This is a genomic window from Streptomyces solicavernae, assembly GCF_029968095.1.
GTDB lineage: Bacteria > Actinomycetota > Actinomycetes > Streptomycetales > Streptomycetaceae > Streptomyces > Streptomyces solicavernae.
The window spans coordinates 57,349-79,983 of record NZ_JASCIR010000030.1; the positions used below are offsets into that span (position 1 = coordinate 57,349).

Sequence of the window (22,635 nt, forward strand, 5' to 3'; positions counted from 1 at the left end):
GCGGCACAACGGCGTCGTTTCGCCCGCGTTTGAACCTAAAAGTAAAGAAGTCAGCCCAGGACTTTCGCATCCCCCATGACAGGAGTAGAAAGGAGTCAACGGCCCGCGAGACCAAGGACATCCGAGAGGATCACCTTTAACGCAACCGAAGGCCCCACGGACCGAAGCATGGCCGTCGAGCACCCACGCGACGTCGACCCGTCGATTACGGGCCAGCTGCACCAGGCAACGGGCAAAGTTCCCCGACCTGATGGGCAATATTTCGAGGACGCTTGGTAACTGGGCGGACATGCCAGCGGCGGTACCAGGACTGGTACCGCCGCAACCCTGTTCAGGGGCGTTTCAAGAACCCGAAGGCATCAGGCCGCGCCGCGCTGCAACGCCTCGCAGACGGCGGTCGACTCCCGCGCCCCGAGCTCAACCGCCTTGCCGCAGTGCGCGATCCACGCCGCCATCCCCTCCGGCGTACCGGCCGCATAGCCGTCGAGCGCCGCCACATAGGCCGCGCGCCCCAACTCCGCATGCCCCGTCTCCGCCGGGCAGATCGACTTCGGGTCGAGACCGCTGCCGATCAGGACCAGCCGCTCCGCCGCGCGTGCGACGAGTCCGTTGTACGAGCCGAAGGGGCGCAGCGCGAGCAGCTCACCGTGGACCACGGCCGCCGTCACCAGGGCCGGAGCCGCACTGCCCTCGATGATCAACTGGGAGAGGCCTTCGAGGCGGCCCGCCACCTCCCGCGCGGGCGGCAGCGGGAGTTCCACCACGGGCTCGTCGACCGGCTCACCCGCCAGGCGCGGCCGCCCCACCGTCTCGTCCTGGACGCCGGCCGCGACCAGGTGCAGACGCGCGAGGACGCGCAGCGGCGACTGACGCCAGATGGAGAGCAGCTGCCCGGCCTCCGCGGTCAGCCGCAGGGCGGCGCCGACCGTGCGGGACTCGTCGTCGCCGCTGAAGTCGCTGCGCCTGCGCACCTCTTCGAGGGCCCAGTCGGCGCCGGAGAGCGCCGCGGAACCGCGCGCTCCGCGGAGCGCCGCCTCGGAGGTGATCTCGTTGCTGCGGCGGCGCATGACGCGGTGTCCGTAGACCCGGTCGACGCTCTTGCGCACGGACTCCACGGACTCGGCGACGCCCGGCAGCGAGCCGAGCACAGCGAGCGGATCGGCTGACGTACTCATAGGTAAGCAGCCTACGCACTGCGGCGGGCCGCCCCACGATGGAGTGGTCTTCTTCACGCATCCCGACCGCACACAGCGATCGCCGCACTACCCTTCGTGAACATGAAGATCGCTTTCGTAGGGAAGGGCGGCAGCGGCAAGACCACGCTGTCCTCGCTCTTCATCCGCCACCTCGCAGTCACCGGTTCGCCCGTCGTCGCGGTCGACGCCGATATCAACCAGCACCTGGGCGCCGCCCTCGGCCTAGCCGACGAGGAGGCCGCCGCGCTGCCCGCGATGGGGGCGCAGCTGCCGCTCATCAAGGAGTACCTGCGCGGCGCCAACCCGCGGATCCCCTCCGCCGAGACGATGATCAAGACCACGCCGCCGGGCAGCGGATCGCGCCTGCTGCGGGTGCGCGAGGACAACCCGGTCTACGACGCGTGTGCGCGCCCCCTGGAACTCGACGGCGCCACCATCCGTTTGATGGCCACAGGCCCCTTCACGGAGTCCGACCTCGGCGTCGCCTGCTACCACTCCAAGGTGGGCGCGGTCGAGTTGTGCCTCAACCACCTGGTGGACAGCCGGGACGAGTTCGTCGTGGTCGACATGACGGCGGGCTCGGACTCGTTCGCGTCGGGCATGTTCACCCGCTTCGACATGACGTTCCTAGTGGCCGAGCCGACCCGCAAGGGCGTCTCCGTCTACCGGCAGTACAAGGAGTACGCACGGGACTTCGGCGTCGCCCTGTGCGTCGTCGGCAACAAGGTGCAGGGCGAGGACGACGTCGACTTCCTGCGCCAGGAGGTCGGCGAGGACCTGTTGGTGACCGTCGGGCACTCGGACTGGGTGCGGGCGATGGAGAAGGGCCGGCCGCCCCGGTTCGAACTCCTGGAGTCGGCCAACCGCGAGGCCCTGTCGACGATGTTCACGGCCGCGGACGCGTCGTACGAGCGGCGGGACTGGGAGCGGTACACGCGGCAGATGGTGCACTTCCACCGCAAGAACGCGGCGAGTTGGGGGAACGAACGGACCGGGGCCGACCTGGCGGACCAGGTCGACCCCGACTTCGTACTGCGCGAGATCCCCGAGGCCGCGCAGGTCAGTGCTTCGACTGCCCCTCAGCCGGCTTGACGGCCGGGGCGCCCGGCACGCCCTTGGGCGCCGGGGCGGGCTTGCCGGAGAGGAACGCCGGCCAGCCCTGCTTCGGCGCCTTGCCGACGGGCAGGGTGCGGAGCCGCTCCAGGACCTTCGGGTCCTGGGCGTCCAGCCAGTCGACGAGCTGGCGGAAGGAGACGCAGCGGACCTCCTTCTTGGTGCAGACTCGCTCGATGGTCTCCTCGATGGCGCGCATATAGGTGCCGCCGTTCCAGGACTCGAAGTGGTTGCCGATGATCAGCGGGGCACGGTTGCCGTTGTAGGCCCGCTCAAAGCCCTGCAGCAGGCCGTCGCGCATCTGGTCGCCCCAGTACTCATGCTTGGACGGGTCGCCCTGTGAGTCGGTGCCGGACTGGTTGACCATGAAGTTGTAGTCCATGGCCAGCGTCTCGAAGTCCCGGCCGGGCACCGGGACGAGCTGCAGGGACAGGTCCCAGAGGCCCTTCTTCTTCTTGGGCCAGACCTGGTTGTTGACGCCGCTCGTGTCGTACCGGAAACCGAGCTCACGCGCGGCGCGGGTGAAGTTCTTCTGCCCTTCGAGGCAGGGGGTGCGGGCGCCGATGAGCTCCTTGTCGTAGTCGAAGGGCAGGGCGGCGGCCTTGGTGGAGCCGGTGTTCGTCTTCCAGTGCTTCACGAACGACTTGGCCTGGCGGATCTCGGACTTCCACTCCTCGACCGACCACTGGCCGACGCCGCCGTCCTTGCCGCAGAAGTGGCCGTTGAAGTGCGTGCCGATCTCGTTGCCCTCAAGCCACGCGGCGCGCAGCTGGGTCACGGTGTCGAGGATGCCCTCGGTGTCGTTGAAGCCGATGTCGGAGCTGCCGGCCGAGTGCTGCGGCGGGTCGTAGAGCTCCTTCTTGTCCTCGGGGAGCATGTACACGCCGCTCAGGAAGTACGTCATGGTGGCGTTGTTCTCCTTCGCCACCTTGCGGAAGTGCGAGAACAGCTTCTGGCTGTCCTCGCCCGCGCCGTCCCAGGAGAACACCACGAACTGCGGGGGTTTCTGACCCGGCTTCAGGCGTTTCGGCTCGGGCAGGTTGGGCTGCGCTCCGGTGTACGAGGTGGACCCGTCGCCGATGAGCCGGACCGCACTCTTGGGGGCTGGCGCGGGTTGCGCCTTCTTGGGGCCGTGGGCGCCTTCCTTGGGGCCGGACTGACCGCTTCCGCAACCGGCGAGTGCGACGGCGCAGGCCGCGACGGTGACGCCCGCGGCGAGCTTCTTGGTGGCGGCCATCATCCGCCCACCTCTTCCTTCGGGTCGTGGTTCTTCGGCGTGTGCGGGGCCGGGCGCGGCTGCCTTCACCAGGAATTCCGCAAGGAAGGCATAAACGCCCAAATAGCAGTAATTCGCCCTAAAAAGGCGACAGGGCCGCCAACGTCGCACGCCCGCCCGAGCCGGACGGCGCGACAAGCCGTACAAACGGACTAATCACTCTCGGGGGTGAACACGTGCCCCATTTGCGCCGAAAGTCCGACCGAAGCCTTTACTCTCCATTACGATTCATTTACCGAGAGTTGATGAATCCCGCCGCTGTACGCCGTGACCCACGGCCGCGTCCCCACATGCCCCCGGCACAGTCCGGGGCAGTCCCAGCGACCGCGTAGCCCCGGAGGAGACGGGAACCATGTCTGCCTGCGCCCACACCCGCACCGACGACTCCTCAGAACCCGGCGACGACCGCCGACCTCACGGACCGCCGCCCGGCAAGCGCCGCTTCCGTATCGCGGGCGCCGACGTGTCCGCCTCGATCGCCGTCTTCCTGATCGCACTGCCGCTGTCCCTCGGCATCGCCCTCGCCACCGGGGCCCCACTGCAGGCCGGGCTCGTCGCCGCGGCCGTCGGCGGCCTCGTCGCCGGCCGCTTCGGTGGCGCGCCGCTGCAGGTGAGCGGCCCCGCCGCCGGTCTCACCGTCGTCACCGCCGACCTCATCCAGACGTACGGCTGGCGCACCACATGCGCCATCACCGTCATCGCCGGACTCGCCCAACTCGCCCTGGGGTTCCTGCGAGTGGCGCGCTCGGCGCTCGCCGTCAGCCCGGCGATCGTGCACGGCATGCTGGCCGGCATCGGCGTCACGATCGCCGTGGCGCAGGTCCACATCATGCTCGGCGGCACACCCCACAGCTCTGTCGTGGACAACATCCTCGACCTGCCCCGGCAGGTGACGCGGGTGCATCCGGCGGCCGTCGGGATCGGCGTCCTGACGATCGCGCTCCTGCTGCTCTGGCCACGGATCCCGGGGCAGCGCGCGGGACGCATCGCACGCGCGGTGCCGGCGCCGCTGATCTCCGTTGTCGGCGCCACCGTCGTCGCCGCCCTCGCCGGGCTCGCGCTGCCGAGGGTCGACCTGCCGTCGTGGCGGAGCCACGCCCTGGCCGGGCTGCCCGAGGGGCCCGTGCTCGGCCTGGTCGCCGCCGTGCTCACCACCACGCTCGTGTGCAGCGTGCAGTCCCTGCTCGGCGCCGTCGCCGTGGACAAGCTGAGCGCCGGGCGCTCGGGCCTCACCTCAGGCCTCGCCGGTCCGCCGCAACGGGCCGATCTGGACCGGGAGTTGCTCGGGCAGGGCCTGTCCAATGTCGCGTCCGGAGCGCTCGGCGGACTGCCCACCGCGGGAGTCGCCGTGCGCAGCACCGCCAACGTCCGCGCGGGCGCCGTCAGCCGGAACTCCACCATGCTGCACGGCGTCTGGATCGCGCTGGCCGCTCTCACGATGGTCGCGGCCATCGAGCTGATCCCGCTCGCCGCGCTCGCCGCCCTGGTCATGGCGGTCGGCATCCGGATGGTCAGCCTCAACCACATCCGCACGGTCACGCGCCACCGCGAGATGCTGGTCTACGCCGCGACCACGCTCGGCGTCATCGTGCTGGGCGTCCTGGAAGGGGTCGCCCTCGGCATCGCGGTCGCCGTCGGCGTCGCCCTGCACCGCCTCACCCGTACCCGCATCACCCATGTGGAGTCCGACGGCACCCACCAGGTGCATGTCCGCGGGCAGTTGACCTTCCTGGCCGTGCCCCGGCTGACCCGCACACTGCACCTCGTCCCGCACAAGGCCGACATCATCGTGGAGCTCGACGGATCCTTCATGGACCACGCCGCGTACGAGACCCTGCAGCACTGGCAGGAGGCGCACACCAAGGCCGGGGGCAAGGTCACGTTCACCGGGCGGGGCGGCGGCCGGATCGCCGAGCCCGCGTCCGCGGCGCACTCCTGCTGCCGCCCCTGGACGGCGTGGCGCAACCACAGCTGCCACGAGTCGACCGAGGTGGCGCGCAGCGGGGCCCGGCTCGCCGACGGCATCAGCTCGTTCCAGCGCAACACCGCGCCGCTGGTGCGCGGCGAGCTGGCGCGGCTCGCGCGGGAGGGGCAGCGGCCCTCACAGCTCTTCCTGACCTGCGCGGACTCGCGCCTGGTGACGTCGATGATCACGTCGAGCGGTCCTGGCGACCTGTTCGTCGTACGGAACGTGGGCAATCTCGTACCTCTGCCGGGGGCGGAGAGCGGGGACGACTCGGTGGCGGCGGCGATCGAGTACGCCGTGGAGGTGCTGAAGGTCGAGTCGATCACCGTGTGCGGGCACTCCGGGTGCGGGGCGATGCAGGCGCTGCTCAACTCCCCCGCCGAAGGCGGGCAGACGCCGCTGCGGCGCTGGCTGCGGCACGGGCTGCCGAGCCTGGAGCGGATGGCCGACAACGGCCGCGCGTGGGCGCGGATCGCGGGGCGCGCGCCCGCGGACGCGGCGGAGCAGCTGTGCCTGACCAATGTGGTGCAGCAGCTGGAGCATCTGCGGGAGCACGAGTCGGTGCGGCGCGGGGTCGCCGAAGGGCGCCTCACGCTGCACGGCATGTACTTCCATGTGGGGGAGGCGCAGGCCTATCTGCTCGCCGACGCCGAGCAGCTCTTCGACCGGGTGGCGGCGGTGAGTCCTGCAGCTGCCGGCTTGGCGTCCGGCGGTTCGGCGTACGGCGCTTCGGCGCCCGATGGTTCGGCGTACGGCGGTCAGGCTCCGGACGCGCCGACGGGTCTGGAGAGATCGCCGGTCTGAGGCGCGGGCGGGGTGCGGCTTCGCCGCTCCCCTTCCCCCGTCCGCACCAGGAGTGCGGCGCCGGGTTCTCCGGGGTCGCCCCCCCGACAGGTCTACACCAGTTTTCCACAGGCCTTGTCACCAGCAGGGCACGTCTGATGAGCTGTGGCCTGGGACACAACGGTCGCCCCCTGGCAAAGCACCGTAAGGGAGATGTCGTGAGCAACGAATCCTTGGCCAACCTGCTCAAAGAGGAACGCAGGTTCGCGCCGCCCGCCGAACTGGCCGCGAACGCCAACGTCACGGCAGAGGCGTACGAACAGGCCAAGGCTGACCGGCTCGGCTTCTGGGCCGAGCAGGCCCGGCGCCTGAGTTGGGCCACCGAACCGACCGAGACGCTCGACTGGTCGAACCCGCCCTTCGCGAAGTGGTTCGCCGACGGCAAGCTCAACGTCGCGTACAACTGCGTGGACCGTCACGTCGAGGCCGGCCACGGGGACCGCGTCGCCATCCACTTCGAGGGCGAGCCCGGCGACAGCCGCGCGATCACCTACGCCGAGCTCAAGGACGAGGTCTCGCGGGCCGCGAACGCCCTCCTTGAGCTGGGTGTTGAGAAGGGCGACCGGGTCGCGGTCTACATGCCGATGATCCCGGAGACGGCCATCGCCATGCTGGCCTGCGCCCGCATCGGCGCCGCCCACTCGGTGGTCTTCGGCGGCTTCTCGGCCGACGCGATCGCCAAGCGCATCGAGGACGCCGACGCCAAGGTCGTCATCACCTCCGACGGCGGGTACCGGCGCGGCAAGCCCGCCGCCCTCAAGCCCGCCGTGGACGAAGCCCTCAGGCGGGTGGAGAACGTCGAGCACGTCCTGGTGGTCCGCCGGACGGGGCAGCCCCTCGAAGAGGCGGGGGGTACCTGGACCGAGGGCCGGGACGTCTGGTGGCACGACGCGGTCGGACGGCAGAGCGCCGAGCACACACCGGAGGCCTTCGACGCCGAGCAGCCGCTGTTCATCCTCTACACCTCGGGGACCACGGGTAAGCCGAAGGGCATCCTGCACACCTCGGGCGGCTACCTCACGCAGGCCGCGTACACCCACCACGCCGTCTTCGACCTCAAGCCCGAGTCGGACGTCTACTGGTGCACGGCCGACGTCGGCTGGGTCACCGGCCACTCGTACATCGTGTACGGACCGCTGGCCAACGGCGCGACGCAGGTGATGTACGAGGGCACCCCGGACACCCCGCATCAGGGCAGGTTCTGGGAGATCGTGCAGAAGTACGACGTCACGATCCTCTACACCGCGCCCACCGCGATCCGTACGTTCATGAAGTGGGGCGACGACATCCCCGCCAAATTCGACCTGTCCTCGCTGCGGGTCCTGGGGTCGGTCGGTGAGCCGATCAACCCCGAGGCGTGGATGTGGTACCGGAAGAACATCGGTGCCGACAACTGCCCGATCGTGGACACCTGGTGGCAGACCGAGACCGGCGCGATGATGATCTCGCCGCTGCCCGGCGTCACCGAGACCAAGCCCGGTTCCGCGCAGCGCCCGCTGCCCGGCATCTCCGCGACGGTCGTCGACGACGAGGCGAACGAGGTGCCGAACGGCGGCGGTGGCTATCTCGTCCTGACAGAGCCGTGGCCGTCGATGCTGCGCACCATCTGGGGCGACGATCAGCGCTTCCTCGACACGTACTGGTCGCGTTTCGAGGGCCAGTACTTCGCCGGTGACGGCGCGAAGAAGGACGAGGACGGGGACGTCTGGCTGCTCGGCCGGGTGGACGACGTGATGCTGGTGTCCGGCCACAACATCTCGACCACCGAGGTGGAGTCGGCGCTCGTCTCGCACGCCTCGGTCGCCGAGGCCGCCGTGGTGGGCGCCGCCGACGAGACCACCGGTCAGGCCATCGTCGCCTTCGTGATCCTGCGCGGCGGCGCCGACGCGGCGGACGACGAGGCCCTGGTCGCCGAGCTGCGCAACCACGTCGGCGCCACCCTCGGCCCGATCGCCAAGCCCAAGCGGATCCTGCCGGTGGCCGAGCTGCCCAAGACCCGCTCGGGCAAGATCATGCGGCGCCTCCTGCGGGACGTCGCGGAGAACCGCGAGCTCGGCGACGTCACGACGCTGACCGACTCGTCGGTCATGGACCTCATCCAGACCCAGTTGCCCTCGGCGGGCTCCGAGGACTGAGCGAAGCGGTCCCCGCGTAGCGGAAGCGGCCCCGTAGCGGAAGCGGCCCGGCGCAGCTAAGCGGTCCCCGTGCGGACGGCCGCCTGCTGCCTGCACCAGGACCGGTCCGCGTGCGAACTCCGGAGGGCGCCCGGCGACAAGCCGGGTGCCCTCCTCGCACCTGAGGTGAAGATCACCAGACGCACCCGCGGGACCTCCGGGTAGAGTGAGGACCGCGTCAAGAACACGACAAGGCCAAAGCCGTCGAACGACGCAATAGGTGCGCCGGGAAGTCTGGTCGGCAACTGCTTCAACGACCCCAAGTTGCTGAACGAGACCGGAGGTCCCCGCTCGTGGGCGCGCACACCGAATCCCCCAACCAGAACCGCAAGGCCTTCGGCCGCCTCTCGCTGCCCGAGCGGACCTATGTGACCGACGCCCTGCGCACCGAGACGGTCGGCGGCGTACTCCTCCTCCTCGCCGCGGTGGCCGCCCTGATCTGGGCCAACACCCCGCTGAGCGACAGCTACGAGACCGTCAGCAAGTTCCACATCGGCCCCGCCGCGCTCGGCCTCGACCTGAGCATCCAGCACTGGGCGGCCGACGGACTCCTCGCGGTCTTCTTCTTCGTCGCCGGTATCGAACTCAAGCGGGAGCTCGTCGCCGGTGACCTGCGCGACCCGAAGGCCGCGATCCTGCCGGTCGTCGCCGCGCTCTGCGGCATGGCCGTCCCGGCCCTGGTCTACGTACTGACCAATGTCGTCGGGAACGGCTCGACGGACGGCTGGGCCGTGCCGACCGCCACCGACATCGCGTTCGCCCTCGCCGTCCTCGCGGTGCTCGGCACCTCGCTGCCCTCGGCGCTGCGGGCGTTCCTGCTCACGCTCGCCGTCGTCGACGACCTGTTCGCGATCCTGATCATCGCGGTGTTCTTCACCAGCGAGCTGAACTTCGCCGCGCTCGGCGGCGCGTTCGCCGGTCTCGTGCTCTTCTGGCTGCTGCTCCGCAAGGAAGTGCGCGGCTGGTACGTGTACGTCCCGCTCGCCCTGGTGATCTGGGGGCTGATGTACAACAGCGGCGTGCACGCCACCATCGCCGGGGTGGCCATGGGCCTGATGCTGCGCTGCAGCAGGCGGGACGGCGAGGAGCACTCCCCCGGCGAGCACATCGAGCACCTGGTGCGGCCGCTCTCCGCCGGCCTCGCGGTGCCGCTGTTCGCGCTCTTCTCCGCCGGGGTCGGCGTGTCCGGCGGCGCGCTCGCCGATGTCTTCACCCAGCCCGAGACGCTCGGCGTGGTCCTCGGACTCGTCGTCGGCAAGGCCGTCGGCATCTTCGGCGGGACCTGGCTCGCCGCCCGCTTCACCCGCGCCTCGCTCAGCGACGACCTGTCCTGGCCCGACGTCTTCGCGATCTCCACGCTCGCCGGCATCGGCTTCACCGTCTCGCTGCTCATCGGCGAACTCGCCTTCGCGGGCGACGCGGCCATGACGGACGAGGTCAAGGCCGCCGTCCTGACCGGCTCCCTGATCGCCGCCGTCCTCGCGGCCTTCCTGCTCAAGCTGCGCAACGCCAAGTACCGCAAGCTGTGGGAGGAAGAGGAGCGCGACGAGGACCACTCCGGCATCCCCGACATCTACGAGCAGGACTCGCCCGAGTACCACCTGCGGATGGCGGAGATCTACGAGAAGAAGGCCGCCGAACACCGACGTAGCGCCGAACTGACCACCGGGGGAAGCGAGCGCGACGACAGTCGGGCATGATCTGATCCCTCAGCGCACGGAGTAGGCCCCCTACCAGCATCTTTCTCGCCGGTAGGGGGCCCGCTCATGCCGCCTGGGCCGTGCCTGGGCCGTGATCTTGAACGCCGGACAGCTCCGGAGCCCTGAAGATCACATCCACGGCCTTTCGTGTGCGCCCTTCACTGCTCGGCATCAGGTGCGTGTACGTCCGCAGCGTGAAACCTGGGTCGCTGTGCCCGAGGTACTGACTCAGCGCTTTGATGTTCTCCCCCGCGTCCAGAAGCACGGACGCGTAGAAGTGCCTCAAGGCATGCATCCCGTCCTCGGGAGATTTCTCGTACTCCGCTTCGCCCTTCTCGCGCTCCGGGATGATTCCTGCGGTAGCGAGAGCGGGTTTCCAGTGCCGCCGGTTGAAGGTGTTCCTGCGCACGGCAGAGCCCTCCGAGTTGGTGAAGAACAGCGTCTTCGTCACCGGAGGGCCGTCCAGGTCGAGCCACGGGAGCGTGACCTTCACCGGTGGGTAGGCCGTCATGTGCACCGCCAGAGCTTCACCCACAGCGCCCGGAAGCGGCACGTCGCGCTCCTTCCCTCCCTTGGGCGGGGCGAAGATGGGCTTACCGCGTACGAGCTTGACCTGATAGGCCACGTGGAGCCAACCGCCCAAAAAGTCGGTCTCGTCTACGGGAAGACCGAAGATCTCGCCCTGTCGTAGTCCGCACCCTGCGCCGAGGTCCACCATCGTCCGGTACCGGCCAGGCAGGGCAGCACGTACAGCAAAGACCTGATCTGCGAGCCACGGCTTCACGCGTGTTGGCGACGGCTTGGGAGCCTTCACTGAGTCGGCGCGGCACGGGTGCTTCACTACCAGACCGTCGTCCATGGCCGCGGTGAACACGGCGGAGACATTGCCGAAGATGGCGCGGCGATACGAAGCGGCCGGCACGGTGTCTTCGAGCTGGCGCACCCAGGTGCGGATGTGACCGGGCTGGAACGAGCCGAGCGGGCGAGAGCCGATATACGGGAACGCGTGGAGCCTGAGGCGCATCTCGACTGCCTGACGAGTAGCTACATCTGAGGTTTGATCACTCAGCCACTTCTCGGCGTACTGCCGGAACGTCGTCCTCGTCGCTCGCGGATCGATGTACTGGCCGCGCGACATGTCGGCCTCGATCTGCACGAGCCACTTCTCTGCAAGGCGCTTCTGGCCGTCGCGGAAGCTCTTGGACTTCTCTGTGCCGTCGGGGCCGATGTAGCGGGCGCGGTAGCGGAGGCCGCTGCCGTGGCGGTCGGTCTTGACGCGGCGGGTCTTGCCGTCGGCGTCGGTTTCGGTCTTGTACCAGCGGTCTTGGATGTGTCCTGCCATCTGTGGCGGGTCCTTCTGGGAAAGGCCGTGGGGAAGGCCCAGGCCGGGCCTTCCCCACGGGAGATGAGTGTTGTTCTGCCTCGCCGCGTCAGGCGGCTTCTGCGTCGGCGGTGCGGAGGCCGTCGACGTAGGTGCGTACGTCGCCGGGGTCGTAGCGGACGTGCTTGCCGATGCGGAATCCGGGTGGGCCGGTGCGCTTCTTGCGCCACTGGTAGACGGTCTCCAGGGGCACGCCGAACATCGCGGCGATGTCCTCGGGGGTGAGGTAGCGGTCAGGGAGGCCGCCTCTGAGGGTGGCGACGGGGTCGGGTTGAGCGGAACGGGTTCGGCTCATGGAGTCCTCGGAGGTGGGTCGGCTCGGCGCGGCGGGGCCGCGTGTGTCCGAGGTAGGGATTTCTGCGTCACCGCGTCATCTGCGTCATGCGAGCCTCTGACCTGCGGCTTTTGGGTGACGCAGGGGGTGCGGGTGCGTCATCGCGTGCGTCATCTGCGTCATCGCTGGTGACGCAGATGACGCGGGGTGACGCAGCGTCCGGCCGTCTGCGTCACCGCTGTAGCCGCAGGTCAGTTGGCGTTTTCTGCTCGCTGGTGACGCAGGTGACGCAGCGTTCTTCTCTTAGGAAAAAGAGGGGGTGGGTGTCTGTTGTTGTGCTCGGCTCAGGGATTGAAGAAGGAGCCGCTTCGCGGCGCGACCTCGGGCGGCGGCGAGCCGCCGAACAGCAAGAGGAGCACCCGTCGCGCGGCGCGTGGTGCTCTTCTTGCTCGTGCACCAGTCAGTGCAGCGCCTCTTGCGGGTGCGGCGGCGGGGGTGCCGGGCGGGTCATCTCGATGTAGCGGCCCTCTTTGGTGCGGCCCGAGTCGATGAGGACGCCGCGGGCGGCCAGGGTCGGCTGGAGACGCTTGAGGCGGTCGGAGAGGACCTTGCCCGTGGTGGGCCATCCCTTGGGCAGGGGACGGCAGTCCTCGCCCGCGTAGAGGCGGGTGAGGCACAGCAGCCACTCCGTGGATGTCATCCGCTGCGCTGCGCCCGGCTCAAGGCTGTCGGCGTGCTTGAGCACAGTCTGCGCGAGGAGATCGCCCTCGATGACGTCGTCGTTGAGGTCGTCCAGGCTGGTCCGGTAGGCGTTGAGGGCGCCGAGGCCGGTGGCCGCGTCGAGCTGCGCGCACAGGTGTGCGAAGTCTGCCATGCGCAGATCCGTGGGGATGTCGGCCTCGGCGGCGCGGACCTTGACGGTGAGGTCGAGGAGCGAGCCGAGGACGACGGGCAAGATCTCTGCGAACTCCGACCACAGTTCCGCCTCGGTTCGCCGGACCCCGGGCCGTTCCAGGCGGAGCGGCAGGAGGCGTTCGGCGAGGTCGGGGCGGATGACGCCGACGTCGATGCCGGTCATGAGCAGGGGGCGGCGGTAGCGGGCCCGGACGACGTCGCCGTCGGTGTAGAGGGCGCGCTTGATGTTCTCGGCGCCGGTGACGATGCAGCACATGGCGTCGGAGAGGTCCGGCGTCAGGTGAGAGAGGTTGTCCAGGGCGGTGACCCATCCGGCGGCGACGGCCGCGATCAGGTTCTCCTCGTCCTTCGGGGCGCGGCGCAGGTCGCCGCTCATGCCCTCGATGATCCGTACGAGCATCCGGCCGCCGGTGGATTTGCCTGCGCCCTGGGGGCCGGTGAGGAACGGGGCGGGGACGGGGACGGACGGGCCGAGGCAGCCGATGAGCCAGGCGATGGCCAGGCATTCGGTCTCGGCGGTGGCGAAGTTGCAGAGCCGGAGCAGGAGGTCGATGCCCTTGCCGTCGGTGTCCTTGGCGGGCAGGGGCAGTTCGCCGGTGAGCTGGGTGCGGCGCCAGCACACCTCTTGGGGGTCGGGGGTGAGGATGTCCCAGCCGGTGGGGTGGATGCGGACGGACTGGCCGTCGTTGCGGCCGAGGTCGAGCCAGGTCGCGCCGTCGAATCCCGGCGCGACCCGGATGTGCACTTGCTGCACGGGCTGGCTCATCGCGAGTGCTTCGATCAAGTCCAACGCCTCCTTCATGGCGGTGCCGTTGAATACGCCGAGCCCGTCGTTGAACAGGCCGACCATGAGTTCCTGGCGGTGGCTGCCCGAGGTGCCCTGGGAGCGGATCGGGCGGGCCACGGGGTGGCCGTTCTTCTGCGCGTACACGGCCCCGTCGGCGGTGCGGAAGTACCGGAAATGCTGCTGCGCGTAGTCGGCGATGACCTCGCGGGCCGGGGTCTTCTCGTCCTCGGACATGGTCAGAGCCCCAACCTGGTACGGGCGTTGGACCACGCGTCGGTGCAGTGCCGCGGTGATTCGCCCTTGGCCTGGGCGGCGGCGAACAGTCGCTCCACGTGCGTGTCGGTGAGGCATCCGCAGCGGCCGTGGGCGGACAGCACCGCCAGGAACGTGGCGTAGGTGGTGTTGTGGACCGCGCTGGCCGCGTCAGTGATGCGCTGCTCGGCCATGGCGATGCCCCGTTCCAGGTAGGCGGGGGTGCGGTGACGGCACACCTCCTGCCCGGCGGGCACGGTGACGGTCTGCGGGGTCGGCTGGAGGGTGGCGGGCTTCTTCACGGCCAGCTGGCGGACAGCGTCCGGCAGCTCGGTGATGCGGCCGGTGCCGGGTCCGAGCCAACGGACGTAAGACATCGTCGACTTGATGTCCACGCCCTCACGGACGCCGTTCACCGAGCGCATGGCTCCCTGGTAGATCCAGTGCTCTCCCCGCGTTGTGACCACGGTCCGGGTTGGCGGAAGGGATGCGTGGGCCCAGGTGATGGCGTCGGTGTCGTCCAGGTCCACGATCGTGAGTCCGGCCCCGCCGGGGTGGTAGGCCACCGCCGCGGCGTCACGCCATGCCCTGGCCCATGTCGGGGAGTTGATGACGCTCGGGTCGGTGGTGGCTGCGGCCCAGGCGTGGCAGGGGCGCGGGCAGGCGCAGGGTCCGGCCTGCCGCATGTTCGGACGGCCGCCGCAGGCGTTCTTGGCGCAGGCGGGGCAGTTCCCGAAGGGCACCTTGCCCTTGCGTAGCGGCAGTACGGGCAGGCCGCGAGCGGCGACGTGCAGGGCCTCTCGTCGGATGTCGGTGAGTTGCGTCATGCTGGATGTCTCCAGTTCCTCGGATGGATGCTGGCGAACAAGGGCGGCCCCGCGTCATTGGCGTGAGGTGGGGGCCGCCCTTGGCGTTGCTACTGGTCGGCGCCGGTGTAGTGGGCGGTGTAGCTGGGGCGCTCGTGTTCGTCGCAGTCGTGGTCAACGCCAGGCGCGTCGTCAGCGGGGCTGTAGCCGAGCGGGGCGAGGGCCTGGTGGGCGCGGTCGAGATGGTCCGCGAGGGTCAGGGCGATCAGGGCGCTGGATGCGAGGGCGGAGCGGGCTTCGAGGATCTGGTCCTCGGCGGAGCCGTAGTCGGCGGTCACGGCGCCGGTCTCGGTGAGCTTGTGCAGGAGTTCGTTGAGCTGGTCGAAGCTCTGCGGGAGCCGGTGGGCGAGGCGGGCGAGCGGCCCGACGACTTCGTACGCGTCGCCGGGGTAGGCGAGCTGGCCCTTGAATGCCTGGGTGGCGTGGTTGAGGCCGCGGATGGCGTCGGCGGCCTGGGCAGCGAGTTCTGCGGGCTTGATGTCGGTGGGGTCTGTCCTGTTCTGCGTGGCGGCTACTGGCAGGTGCAGTCGGGGCGTTCGCTTGATCCCTCCGCGCCGCATCCACAGCAGTGCGGGTACGGGTAGGGGTCGGATTCGTCCGAACACAGGTCGCAGTCGAGGGGTTCGTCGTCGTACGTGGTGTCCATGGCTCAGTGCTCCTTATCGAGTGGGGCGGTGAGGAGTTGGGGCAGTCCGGCCTCGGCGAGGGCGGCGGGGTTGTAGCCGGGCAGGCTCGCGCGGGTCAGCAGCGCGGTGGCGAGCTGTTCGGCGTAGGCGGCTCCGGCGCGGGCGGTTTCGATCTGGGCTCCGGCGCGGATGGCTTCAACACGTTCGACGTGGGCGTGTTCCTCGCGGCGTACGGCGACGTGTCGGTCGTGGAGGGTCTGTTCCTTGCGGTCGTGGCGCCAGAGGCGGGCGGCGAGGCCGTAGCCGATGCCGGTGGCGATGGCCCACAGCAGCAGTGGCAGGGACAGGCCGTCGGAGTATCCGGCCACTCCGGCGAGGGCGAGGGCGGCTGAGGCGGTGAACGCGGTCGCGGTCGCTGTGGTGTTGTTCAGGCGGCTGGCGCAGACGACGCCGGCCGCCGCGCAGCCCGCGGCGAGGCCGCCCATGAGTACCGCGTTGCCGATGCTGTGTTCGGCGCCGTTGGCGTTCCAGATCCGCCCGAGGATCAGCACGGTGGACGTGGCCACGGCCGGGCCCGCTTTGGGGGCGGCGAGGGCGAGCCAGTGCTTGGCGACGAGGGGTTCGTTCATGACTGCTGCCCTCCTAGGGCGACGAGGAGTTGAGCGCGGCGGTCTCGACGAAGGCAGCCACGGCCGGTCGGGTTGCGGCGTTCTCCTTCGTGAGCGGGATTCGCGATGGGTTCGGGGCCCACAGTTCGATCCACTCGCCGTTGAGGAGCCATACGAGAGCGACCCGGCCGGGGGCGTGGATGTCGAGGTGCGGGTGTTCCTGCGTGATGGCGCTGAGTTGGGACTTGTCGAAGTGCTCGGCGGCGCGGTGCAGGAGGTGCCGCGCGTCGGGGTGATCGACGCGGGCGGTGTGGAGGGGCCGGCCGTCGGCGGCGGTGCTGGTGGTCCAGTCCGTGAGAGTGCGGTCGGTCGGTGTGGGCTGGTGCTGGCGCCAGACCCTGGCGGCCCAGCCCCGCGTGTTGGGTGAGAGGTCGGTCATCGTGTCCCCTGGAAGCGGCCTAGGTGTCGACGCTGCGGATGACGCTGAGGGCGCCCTGGACGAGGTCGTTGATGGTGGTGCGGGCGTCGGTGTCGGCGAGGTAGAAGCCGAACAGAACGAGGATCACGGCGGCGACGGGCCCGACCGCCTTGAAGCGGAGCAGGACGAACGCGCCGATGCCGAAGAGCAGGACGAGCGAGATCGTGAGTGCCATGAGGTCGTCTCCTGTGTCAGCGGCGGCGGCCACGGGCCTTGGCGTCTTCGCGGGCCTGGGCGGTCTCGCGGATGGCCTCGATCTCGTTCTCGATGGCCTTGATGGACTTGCCGCGGGACTGGCGTCGCATAGCCTTGCCGGACAGGTAGAGGACGCGGGCGACCTCGCGGGCGTTGTGGGGGTCCTTGTTGGTCAGCGCCATGACGGCACCTCCTGAAGCGAGTTGGGGCGGTACTGGGAGTGGTTGCGCCCGGTGGGGTCGCGGTGGCAGGAGCCGATGGCGACGCCGAGCGCGATGAGGACGAGCAGGGGCCGCAGGCGGGGTATCAGCGGGTGCCTTCGCGGTGGATGCGGCTGGCCCGGTTCGAGAGCCACCAGCCGACGCGGATGCGCTTGCCCTCGCCGTGGCAGCGGCGGCAGGTCTTCCCGGCCTTGACCTTTCCGCTGCGGGTGATTCGGGTCTTCACGCCGAGGCCGCGGCACTTGCGGCAGTCCCCGAACGGGCTGACCGCACACAGAATCCAGTAACAGATAGTAACGATCAACAGGCAGGCGATAGCAAGGCTCGTGAGGGTCACAGAAGGCCTCTCAGGCGGTTTTCAGGGGTTTCCGCAGGTGGGCCGCTATGTACTAGCGGCCTGATCGCAGGCGGTTTGGGGCGCTAAGAGGGCCGCTAACGCTAGCGGGGTGTGCCGCTAGCGCTAGCGGGCCCAGGCGGTCAGCTCGCGTCCCGCTTTCCGTTACGCTCCGCAATCGACGTGGTGATGTCGGCGCGGGCGATGCCGCGCCGGTTGACGACCTTTCCGTCCACGCGCCGGCCTACCTGGATGGTGGAGATGCCGCGCGGCTTGAGGGCTGCGGCGAACGTCTCGGGCGTCCACTTCTCGTAGACCTCCGGCCGCAGCTCGGCGAGGCGGGCCACGATGGTCTCGGACCACACCTTGGCCTCCTTGACGGGGACCACGGCGAGGATGTCCGCGAGGAGGTCGTAGCTGGTCACGGCCGTCTCCGGTGCCTCCCCGAGGGCGTAGCCGGAGAGTAGACCGGCCTTCTCGCGGGCCTTGCGGGCTCGGGCTCCGATGGCTTCGGCGGCGGGGCCGTCGACGTAGACGGAGCCGACGATCCGGGCGTCCGAGCCCTCACCGACGAAGTAGTGGATGCCCTTGTCGCCCCAGGCGAACATCGTGGCCCGCACCCCGCGCTTGTACGCGGACGTGCCCAGGACCATGTCGTTCTCCAGCTGGCCCATGACCTTCAGGCACCAGCGGGCCGACGCGTTCGCCGAGATGCCCGTCGGCAGGGCCTTGGCGTCCGGCCGCTGCGTGGCCAACAGGAGCACGATGCCGGTCGCCGGACCACGTTTGACCAGGTCAGTGGCGATTTCCTCGAACTCCTTGCTGTGTTCGGGGTGCTCGAACAACACCTGGCACTCATCCACCCCGACCACGATCGGGTGCAGCCCGAGGGAGCGCTTGTCAGCGAGCTGGCTGGTCACCTTCGACTCGGGGCAGATGTCCCTCGGCAGCGAGCGGATCACCTTCGTACGGCGCCTCAACTCCTCGCGCAGGGCACGGAAGTCGTTCAGCGCGTACTGGATCGACTCGTCGTCGTCCCCGGCGGCGTGCCGGTGAGAGACGGCGTTGCCGACCGGGTCCAGGTCACCGGTGCCCTTCATGTCGTACGTGTGCAGCTCAGCACGCGCATCGAGCGCGGCGATGAGCAGCAGGAGGCGGAGCAGGAACGTCTTGCCCATGCGCGGGATCGCGCCGATGATCCCGGCGATGTACATCAGGGTGACGTTCACCCAGCGTCCGCGCTGGTCGGTGCCGTACGCGACGGGCTTGAACAGGTCGACCGAACCCGAGGTGAGCAGCGGCCACTTGGGCTTCTTCGCGCTCGACATGTCCTGGTCACCGACCCAGAGCACCAGGCGGCCGGTGTGCTCGTCCGGCACGGCCTCGGGCCACACGCAGCCCAGCGGGCGGCGCAGGCCGGAGGCGAGCTTGTCGCGCCGCTCGATGACGTCCGTGACCGTCACGCCGAAGGGCAGGTTGCCCTCGGCGCGCCAGCCGGGCCCGTCCCGGGTGATCGGGGCGGTGAACTCGAACCCGTCCCGGCCCTTGGCCTGGGCCTGGTTGATCGGGGCGATGCCGAGCGCACCGAGCGCGCGGAGCACGATGTCGGACGTGAGCTTGGTGGCCTTGGGCATGTCCACCGCCCGTTGGACGACCGGGGCGTCGGCCCGCCGGCCGTTGAAGCCGAGCGCCATGACGAGCGCGGACACCGAGACCGCCTGAAGCCAGCCCGGCGCCAGCACGTAGATGGCCAGCGCGGAGGCGAGGCCCACGAACATGGAGAGCACCGTGACCAGGCTGCGCAGCCGGACCCGGCCATCTCGCTGCCGCGACAGGGTCAGGTACTCGCTCGCGTCCTCGCGGCGCACCGCCGCGGCACGGACCGGGGCGCCCTCGGCGTCGGCCACCCACCGCACCGTGGAGCCGACGAACTTCGCCGCCCCGACCGGTGCTTGCAGGGTGAGCCGGGCGGCGTAGACCGGGGAACGCAGCGCGTGGTACCCGGCCGCATGCGTGTAGTGCCGGGCCACCCAGGCGGTGGCCGTCTTCAACTCCGAGGTGGAGCGCAGCCACACCGGTACGACGTCACGGCGCCGGGCGGCGCGCAACCGACCCAGGTAGCCGGGACCGGCCGCCGCCGGGGCCGGTCGGTCGACCATCACGGCCTTGTCCGGGTCCGCCGACCCGGCGTCCTCGCCCCCGCCAGACCCGTCCGGGGGCGAGTCGGGCGACGCATCGGGCCCGGTGACGGACTGGGCGCGGGCGGATCGGGCCCTGTCCAGGTCGACCACCTCCCCGCCCGAGCCTGGCGACGGGTCGGCGTTGATCTCCTTCTCCAGTCGGCTGAACAGCTCGTTTTCGTCCTCGTGGTTCACTGGCGATTCCTTCTCTCAGGGAGGGACCAGAGGTCCGGCCGACGGCTGTAGGAGGCGAGTCGGCCGGACCCGGTGAGTGCGGTGAGAGCTGAGGGCACGTGGCCCGGAAACGCGAACGGCCCGGTCTCACCAGCCGGTGAAGGACCGGACCCAGTCCGCGCGCTGTGACCGTCGGCGTTGAGCCAGGCGACGGTGGAGTTGTCGGGCGCGCATGGTCACCACCACTTCGACGGCTTGGGGACGAGGTAGGGGTGGCCGTTGATCATGTGGTCGACGCACTGCGGGCAGTCCTCGCGGGGGCCGAGGTGGCGGTGTGCGCGCCGGTCGTGGGCGTGCTGCCAGCACTGCGGGCACTCACCGGGCGGCGTGGTCTCCGTCTTCGCCATTTCGTTCACCTCTGTGACTGGTCGGGGGTGTTCAGGCGGTGCGCTGTTCCTCTGATTGGTGGCAGTACAGGCACATGCCGAGCGAGGTCGGCAGGCAGTAGCTGTAGGTGATCCGGCACTTGGGGCAGGTGCGGCGGGCGAGCATCGCCAACGCGAGCGCGCCCCACTTCCGCGACGTCATCGGACGCACCGGCTTCGCGCAGTCGACCCGGTACAGGTACGCCACGGCCACCCCCGTCTTGCGGCCGCGCGAGACGCGCATGAGCTGGGCCGCTACCGGCTGACCACCCGGCCGTAAGCCCTGCTCGCGCAGCTGCCGACGGGTGGCGTAGCCATCCGGGGCAAATCGCCACGGGTAGGTGGGGATGCCGTGGCGGGCGCCGGTGGGGTCGTAGCACTTGCCGTACGCGGCGCTCATCACTGGCTCGCGATCGCGAGTTCAGCGCGACGTCCCGCGCCGGGCTCGCGGTGCTCGGTGTAGCGGGACGAGACCCACCCGACCGACCAGCCGCACAGCTCGGCCGCCTGCCGTACCGGCAGGTTCGCCGCGAACGCGGCGGCCACGATCTGGCGCGCCTCGCTCTCGGGCAGCTTGCTCTCAGCCGGGCCCCGGCCAAGGAGTGCGGCGCGTTCACGCTCGGCCCGCTCCTGACGTTCACGGCGTTCACGCTCAGCCGCCATGGCACGCTCGCGCTGCTGGGCTTCGGCGCGCTCACGTGTCTGGCGTTCAAGGCGCAGCCGCTCTTGTTCACGCTGTTCACGCTCGCGTTCACGGCGTTCACGGGCCTCACGCTCGGCCGCCTCGGCCCGCTCGTGAGCTTCCCGCTCCTCGCGGTGGCGGCGCTCCTCACGTTCACTCGCCTCGCGGGCCAACGCGGCTTCGTGCTCACGCTGTTCACGGGCCAGCCGCTCGGCGTACTCGCGCTCCTCGCGGGCCTCCTGACGCGCCCGCTCGGCCCGCTCACGTGCCGCCTTCTCAGCCTTCTCCCGCTCGGCCTTCTGCTCTGCTGCCAGGGCCGCCTGGGCAGCCGCGATGGCCCGCCGGTAGGCGAGGCTGGTCTCTGCCGTGGCGATGAGCAGAAGCGGCGCCACAGCGTGCACAGCCATGCCGACCAGGTCCTTCTTCAGCGCGGAGTCGGCCGTGTTGAGGGCGAGGGTCATCAGGCCGGTCATCCAGCGCAGCACGACGGGCCAGCGGCCTCCGTCTCCGCCGAGGCGGGCCATGACGTCGTCGAGCTTGACCACGATGACCACCGCGGCATCCACCACGAGAGGCAGGATCGGCGCCGTCCAGTCCCACTCATCGGCCGTGTGCTTGGCCATCAACGGGGTGACGGTGAGGATGGAGTAGAGCATCGCGCCGCACACGATCAGCCACGTGCCGCCGGAGAGTGCTTTCTCTGCTGAACGGGTCTGAACAGCGTTCACGCGGCACCCCCGACCGGCTGGGCGACCGGGGTCAGCGCGCCCCGGAATCCACGCGATGCGACGTCGTACGTGAACGTCGCCAGGAACCATTCCGCATCAGCCCAGAACCGCTGGGCGGGACCCCAGCGGTCCGCAGGAGCACCGTGGGTGGGGGTGTCGGCGTAGGCGTCCTCACAGCTGCCGTAGACCATGCAGGGGATGCCGTAGTGCATCAGCACGAACACCTCCCGCGCCGGTTCGCGCGCCTCGGCGAGCTCGTCGCGCAGACGCTCCAGCTCGATGTGCTTCAGGAGAAGGTCTTGCTGGGCGGTGCTCAGTTCCTGCACAGCGTGCGATAGGAGCACGCCTCCCTCCTGCGCCGTGGCCTCGGCGCGCTCGGCACGGCCGGTGGCCGTGGACAGCTCATCCGCGTGCCGGCCGGACGCCGTCTTCGCGGCCTCGGTCGCCAGACGGGCACGCTCGAACGCGGCCGCCGTGTCGGATTCGAGCAGCGCGAGACGCTTCTTGGTGACGATGCGGATCATGCGGCACCCCCGAGCGCGATCAGGACGGCGAGGATGAGCAGACCACCGCCGATACGGGTCAGATCGACCGCGCGGCGCAGACCGGTGAACTTCTTGACCGCGATCCGGGAGAGACCGGCGATGTCCTCGGCCAGGTCGGTGGCCACGGTGGCGCGGATCTGCTCGGCGGTCAGCGTCGCCCACAGCGGGAAGCCGTGGTCTCCGCCCAGGTTGGGGCGGACCGAGGCCAGCAGCAGACCGGCCGCGCCGACGAGGAGCGCCATGCCGGCCAAGCCGGGCACGAGCGCGAAGACGGTCAGCGGCAGGTCCTTGCCCGCGCTCCACGTACCGGCGAGGACCGCGCCGATGAACGCGAGCAGGAGGCCGGTCTTGGTGTCGGTCCGGGTGATCTCCGCCTTGACCTCGGCGTGCGCGGCCTTCAGCTGGGTGTCGGTGGCGCTCATGCGGCACCGCCCATCTGCACTGCTGCGACGGCCGTGTTGGCCAGGTCGCGGCGGGCGGCGAGCACCCGGCGGCGGGCGCGGCGGATGCGGCGCTCGTCCAGTTCGTTCGGGGTGCGGTCGAGAGCGACGATCTGCGCGTCCAGCAGATCGACACCTGCCAGGACGCCCGGCATCTCCAGCTCGATCGCGTCCAGCTCCGCGGCCGTCGGGTCGCGGTCGATCAGGTCGACGGTAACGACCGTCTGACGTGCAGCGATGTTCTTCATGGGTCGTG

General features: G+C 69.9%; 23 protein-coding genes. 4 read left to right on the forward strand and 19 right to left on the reverse strand.

From position 1 onward, the window contains the following. Window positions 1-359 precede the first annotated feature (359 nt). Complete coding sequence (locus tag QIS99_RS26085) at window positions 360-1,175, reverse strand: Fic family protein (RefSeq protein WP_282516095.1); 816 nt, start codon at window positions 1,173-1,175, stop codon at window positions 360-362. A gap of 102 nt (window positions 1,176-1,277) precedes the next feature. Between QIS99_RS26085 and QIS99_RS26090 the strand changes: the two genes are divergently transcribed. Next, a complete protein-coding gene (locus tag QIS99_RS26090; RefSeq protein WP_282516096.1) occupies window positions 1,278-2,288 on the forward strand; it encodes an ATP-binding protein in 1,011 nt (336 codons plus the stop codon). Here the strand turns inward: QIS99_RS26090 and QIS99_RS26095 are convergent. Then, window positions 2,257-3,546, reverse strand: coding sequence for a polysaccharide deacetylase family protein (locus QIS99_RS26095; RefSeq protein WP_282516097.1), 1,290 nt, complete (start codon window positions 3,544-3,546; stop codon window positions 2,257-2,259). The two genes, QIS99_RS26090 and QIS99_RS26095, sit on opposite strands and share 32 nt — an antisense overlap. Window positions 3,547-3,937: 391 nt before the next feature. On the opposite strand from QIS99_RS26095, the gene QIS99_RS26100 reads away from it, so the two are divergent. The 3 genes from QIS99_RS26100 (at window position 3,938) to nhaA (ending at window position 10,268) form a co-directional block, all read left to right on the forward strand. After that, a complete protein-coding gene (locus QIS99_RS26100; protein ID WP_282516098.1) occupies window positions 3,938-6,355 on the forward strand; it encodes a bifunctional SulP family inorganic anion transporter/carbonic anhydrase in 2,418 nt (805 codons plus the stop codon). Window positions 6,356-6,492: 137 nt separating this feature from the next. Continuing rightward, window positions 6,493-8,529: an acetate--CoA ligase gene (gene acs / locus QIS99_RS26105; RefSeq protein ID WP_282516099.1), complete on the forward strand. Its 2,037-nt coding sequence runs from the start codon at window positions 6,493-6,495 to the stop codon at window positions 8,527-8,529. Between the two features lie 332 nt (window positions 8,530-8,861). Then, window positions 8,862-10,268 (forward strand): Na+/H+ antiporter NhaA, encoded by a 1,407-nt coding sequence (nhaA, locus tag QIS99_RS26110; protein ID WP_282516100.1) that lies wholly within the window; start codon window positions 8,862-8,864, stop codon window positions 10,266-10,268. Window positions 10,269-10,332: 64 nt separating this feature from the next. Here nhaA and QIS99_RS26115 read toward each other — a convergent pair whose 3' ends face one another. From QIS99_RS26115 to QIS99_RS26195, 17 genes are all read right to left on the reverse strand, one after another. Then, window positions 10,333-11,610 (reverse strand): tyrosine-type recombinase/integrase, encoded by a 1,278-nt coding sequence (locus QIS99_RS26115; protein ID WP_282516101.1) that lies wholly within the window; start codon window positions 11,608-11,610, stop codon window positions 10,333-10,335. 88 nt (window positions 11,611-11,698) lie between these two features. Next, window positions 11,699-11,944 carry a helix-turn-helix transcriptional regulator gene (locus tag QIS99_RS26120; RefSeq protein ID WP_282516102.1) on the reverse strand — a complete coding sequence of 82 codons (246 nt, stop codon included), beginning with the start codon at window positions 11,942-11,944 and terminating at the stop codon, window positions 11,699-11,701. Between the two features lie 439 nt (window positions 11,945-12,383). Continuing rightward, window positions 12,384-13,859 carry an ATP-binding protein gene (locus tag QIS99_RS26125; RefSeq protein WP_282516103.1) on the reverse strand — a complete coding sequence of 492 codons (1,476 nt, stop codon included), beginning with the start codon at window positions 13,857-13,859 and terminating at the stop codon, window positions 12,384-12,386. Between the two features lie 2 nt (window positions 13,860-13,861). After that, window positions 13,862-14,704 carry a bifunctional DNA primase/polymerase gene (locus QIS99_RS26130; protein WP_282516104.1) on the reverse strand — a complete coding sequence of 281 codons (843 nt, stop codon included), beginning with the start codon at window positions 14,702-14,704 and terminating at the stop codon, window positions 13,862-13,864. 89 nt (window positions 14,705-14,793) lie between these two features. Beyond that, window positions 14,794-15,303, reverse strand: coding sequence for a hypothetical protein (locus tag QIS99_RS26135; protein WP_282516105.1), 510 nt, complete (start codon window positions 15,301-15,303; stop codon window positions 14,794-14,796). 89 nt (window positions 15,304-15,392) lie between these two features. Then, window positions 15,393-15,998 (reverse strand): hypothetical protein, encoded by a 606-nt coding sequence (locus QIS99_RS26140; protein ID WP_282516106.1) that lies wholly within the window; start codon window positions 15,996-15,998, stop codon window positions 15,393-15,395. 13 nt (window positions 15,999-16,011) lie between these two features. After that, the gene (locus QIS99_RS26145; RefSeq protein ID WP_282516107.1) at window positions 16,012-16,416 is read right to left on the reverse strand and encodes a hypothetical protein; all 405 of its coding nucleotides are present in this window, start codon (window positions 16,414-16,416) and stop codon (window positions 16,012-16,014) included. A gap of 19 nt (window positions 16,417-16,435) precedes the next feature. Further along, window positions 16,436-16,630, reverse strand: a complete 195-nt coding sequence (locus QIS99_RS26150; protein WP_282516108.1) for a hypothetical protein — start codon at window positions 16,628-16,630, stop codon at window positions 16,436-16,438. 16 nt (window positions 16,631-16,646) lie between these two features. Next, the gene (locus tag QIS99_RS26155; protein WP_282516109.1) at window positions 16,647-16,832 is read right to left on the reverse strand and encodes a hypothetical protein; all 186 of its coding nucleotides are present in this window, start codon (window positions 16,830-16,832) and stop codon (window positions 16,647-16,649) included. Window positions 16,833-16,956: 124 nt separating this feature from the next. Then, window positions 16,957-17,097 (reverse strand): hypothetical protein, encoded by a 141-nt coding sequence (locus QIS99_RS32230; RefSeq protein ID WP_349017331.1) that lies wholly within the window; start codon window positions 17,095-17,097, stop codon window positions 16,957-16,959. A gap of 251 nt (window positions 17,098-17,348) precedes the next feature. Next, window positions 17,349-19,580, reverse strand: a complete 2,232-nt coding sequence (locus QIS99_RS26165) for a cell division protein FtsK (RefSeq protein WP_282516112.1) — start codon at window positions 19,578-19,580, stop codon at window positions 17,349-17,351. A 215-nt stretch (window positions 19,581-19,795) separates the two neighbouring features. Next, a complete protein-coding gene (locus tag QIS99_RS26170; RefSeq protein WP_282516113.1) occupies window positions 19,796-19,966 on the reverse strand; it encodes a pRL2-8 in 171 nt (56 codons plus the stop codon). A 31-nt stretch (window positions 19,967-19,997) separates the two neighbouring features. Then, on the reverse strand, window positions 19,998-20,384 hold the full coding sequence (locus QIS99_RS26175) for an RRQRL motif-containing zinc-binding protein (protein ID WP_282516114.1): 387 nt from the start codon (window positions 20,382-20,384) through the stop codon (window positions 19,998-20,000). Beyond that, a complete protein-coding gene (locus tag QIS99_RS26180; RefSeq protein WP_282516115.1) occupies window positions 20,384-21,394 on the reverse strand; it encodes a DUF2637 domain-containing protein in 1,011 nt (336 codons plus the stop codon). The genes QIS99_RS26175 and QIS99_RS26180 overlap by 1 nt, the downstream gene beginning before the upstream one ends. Beyond that, the gene (locus tag QIS99_RS26185; protein WP_282516116.1) at window positions 21,391-21,918 is read right to left on the reverse strand and encodes a hypothetical protein; all 528 of its coding nucleotides are present in this window, start codon (window positions 21,916-21,918) and stop codon (window positions 21,391-21,393) included. Before QIS99_RS26185 ends, QIS99_RS26180 begins: the two co-directional genes overlap by 4 nt. Then, entirely contained in the window at window positions 21,915-22,361 is a 447-nt protein-coding gene (locus QIS99_RS26190) for a Pycsar system effector family protein (protein ID WP_282516117.1), read from the reverse strand. The genes QIS99_RS26185 and QIS99_RS26190 overlap by 4 nt, the downstream gene beginning before the upstream one ends. Next, window positions 22,358-22,627, reverse strand: a complete 270-nt coding sequence (locus tag QIS99_RS26195) for a DUF6284 family protein (RefSeq protein ID WP_282516122.1) — start codon at window positions 22,625-22,627, stop codon at window positions 22,358-22,360. Before QIS99_RS26195 ends, QIS99_RS26190 begins: the two co-directional genes overlap by 4 nt. Window positions 22,628-22,635: the final 8 nt, after the last annotated feature.

Excerpts from the sequence above, each read along its gene's own strand:
- QIS99_RS26085 (WP_282516095.1), bottom strand. The coding sequence starts at position 1,175 with ATGAGTACGTCAGCCGATCCGCTCGCTGTGCTCGGCTCGCTGCCGGGC.
- QIS99_RS26090 (WP_282516096.1), top strand. The coding sequence starts at position 1,278 with ATGAAGATCGCTTTCGTAGGGAAGGGCGGCAGCGGCAAGACCACGCTG.
- QIS99_RS26095 (WP_282516097.1), bottom strand. The coding sequence starts at position 3,546 with ATGGCCGCCACCAAGAAGCTCGCCGCGGGCGTCACCGTCGCGGCCTGC.
- QIS99_RS26100 (WP_282516098.1), top strand. The coding sequence starts at position 3,938 with ATGTCTGCCTGCGCCCACACCCGCACCGACGACTCCTCAGAACCCGGC.
- acs (WP_282516099.1), top strand. The coding sequence starts at position 6,493 with ATGAGCTGTGGCCTGGGACACAACGGTCGCCCCCTGGCAAAGCACCGT.
- QIS99_RS26115 (WP_282516101.1), bottom strand. The coding sequence starts at position 11,610 with ATGGCAGGACACATCCAAGACCGCTGGTACAAGACCGAAACCGACGCC.
- QIS99_RS26120 (WP_282516102.1), bottom strand. The coding sequence starts at position 11,944 with ATGAGCCGAACCCGTTCCGCTCAACCCGACCCCGTCGCCACCCTCAGA.
- QIS99_RS26125 (WP_282516103.1), bottom strand. The coding sequence starts at position 13,859 with ATGTCCGAGGACGAGAAGACCCCGGCCCGCGAGGTCATCGCCGACTAC.
- QIS99_RS26130 (WP_282516104.1), bottom strand. The coding sequence starts at position 14,704 with ATGACGCAACTCACCGACATCCGACGAGAGGCCCTGCACGTCGCCGCT.
- QIS99_RS26135 (WP_282516105.1), bottom strand. The coding sequence starts at position 15,303 with ATGCGGCGCGGAGGGATCAAGCGAACGCCCCGACTGCACCTGCCAGTA.
- QIS99_RS26140 (WP_282516106.1), bottom strand. The coding sequence starts at position 15,998 with ATGAACGAACCCCTCGTCGCCAAGCACTGGCTCGCCCTCGCCGCCCCC.
- QIS99_RS26145 (WP_282516107.1), bottom strand. The coding sequence starts at position 16,416 with ATGACCGACCTCTCACCCAACACGCGGGGCTGGGCCGCCAGGGTCTGG.
- QIS99_RS26150 (WP_282516108.1), bottom strand. The coding sequence starts at position 16,630 with ATGGCACTCACGATCTCGCTCGTCCTGCTCTTCGGCATCGGCGCGTTC.
- QIS99_RS26155 (WP_282516109.1), bottom strand. The coding sequence starts at position 16,832 with ATGGCGCTGACCAACAAGGACCCCCACAACGCCCGCGAGGTCGCCCGC.
- QIS99_RS26170 (WP_282516113.1), bottom strand. The coding sequence starts at position 19,966 with ATGGCGAAGACGGAGACCACGCCGCCCGGTGAGTGCCCGCAGTGCTGG.
- QIS99_RS26175 (WP_282516114.1), bottom strand. The coding sequence starts at position 20,384 with ATGAGCGCCGCGTACGGCAAGTGCTACGACCCCACCGGCGCCCGCCAC.
- QIS99_RS26185 (WP_282516116.1), bottom strand. The coding sequence starts at position 21,918 with ATGATCCGCATCGTCACCAAGAAGCGTCTCGCGCTGCTCGAATCCGAC.
- QIS99_RS26190 (WP_282516117.1), bottom strand. The coding sequence starts at position 22,361 with ATGAGCGCCACCGACACCCAGCTGAAGGCCGCGCACGCCGAGGTCAAG.
- QIS99_RS26195 (WP_282516122.1), bottom strand. The coding sequence starts at position 22,627 with ATGAAGAACATCGCTGCACGTCAGACGGTCGTTACCGTCGACCTGATC.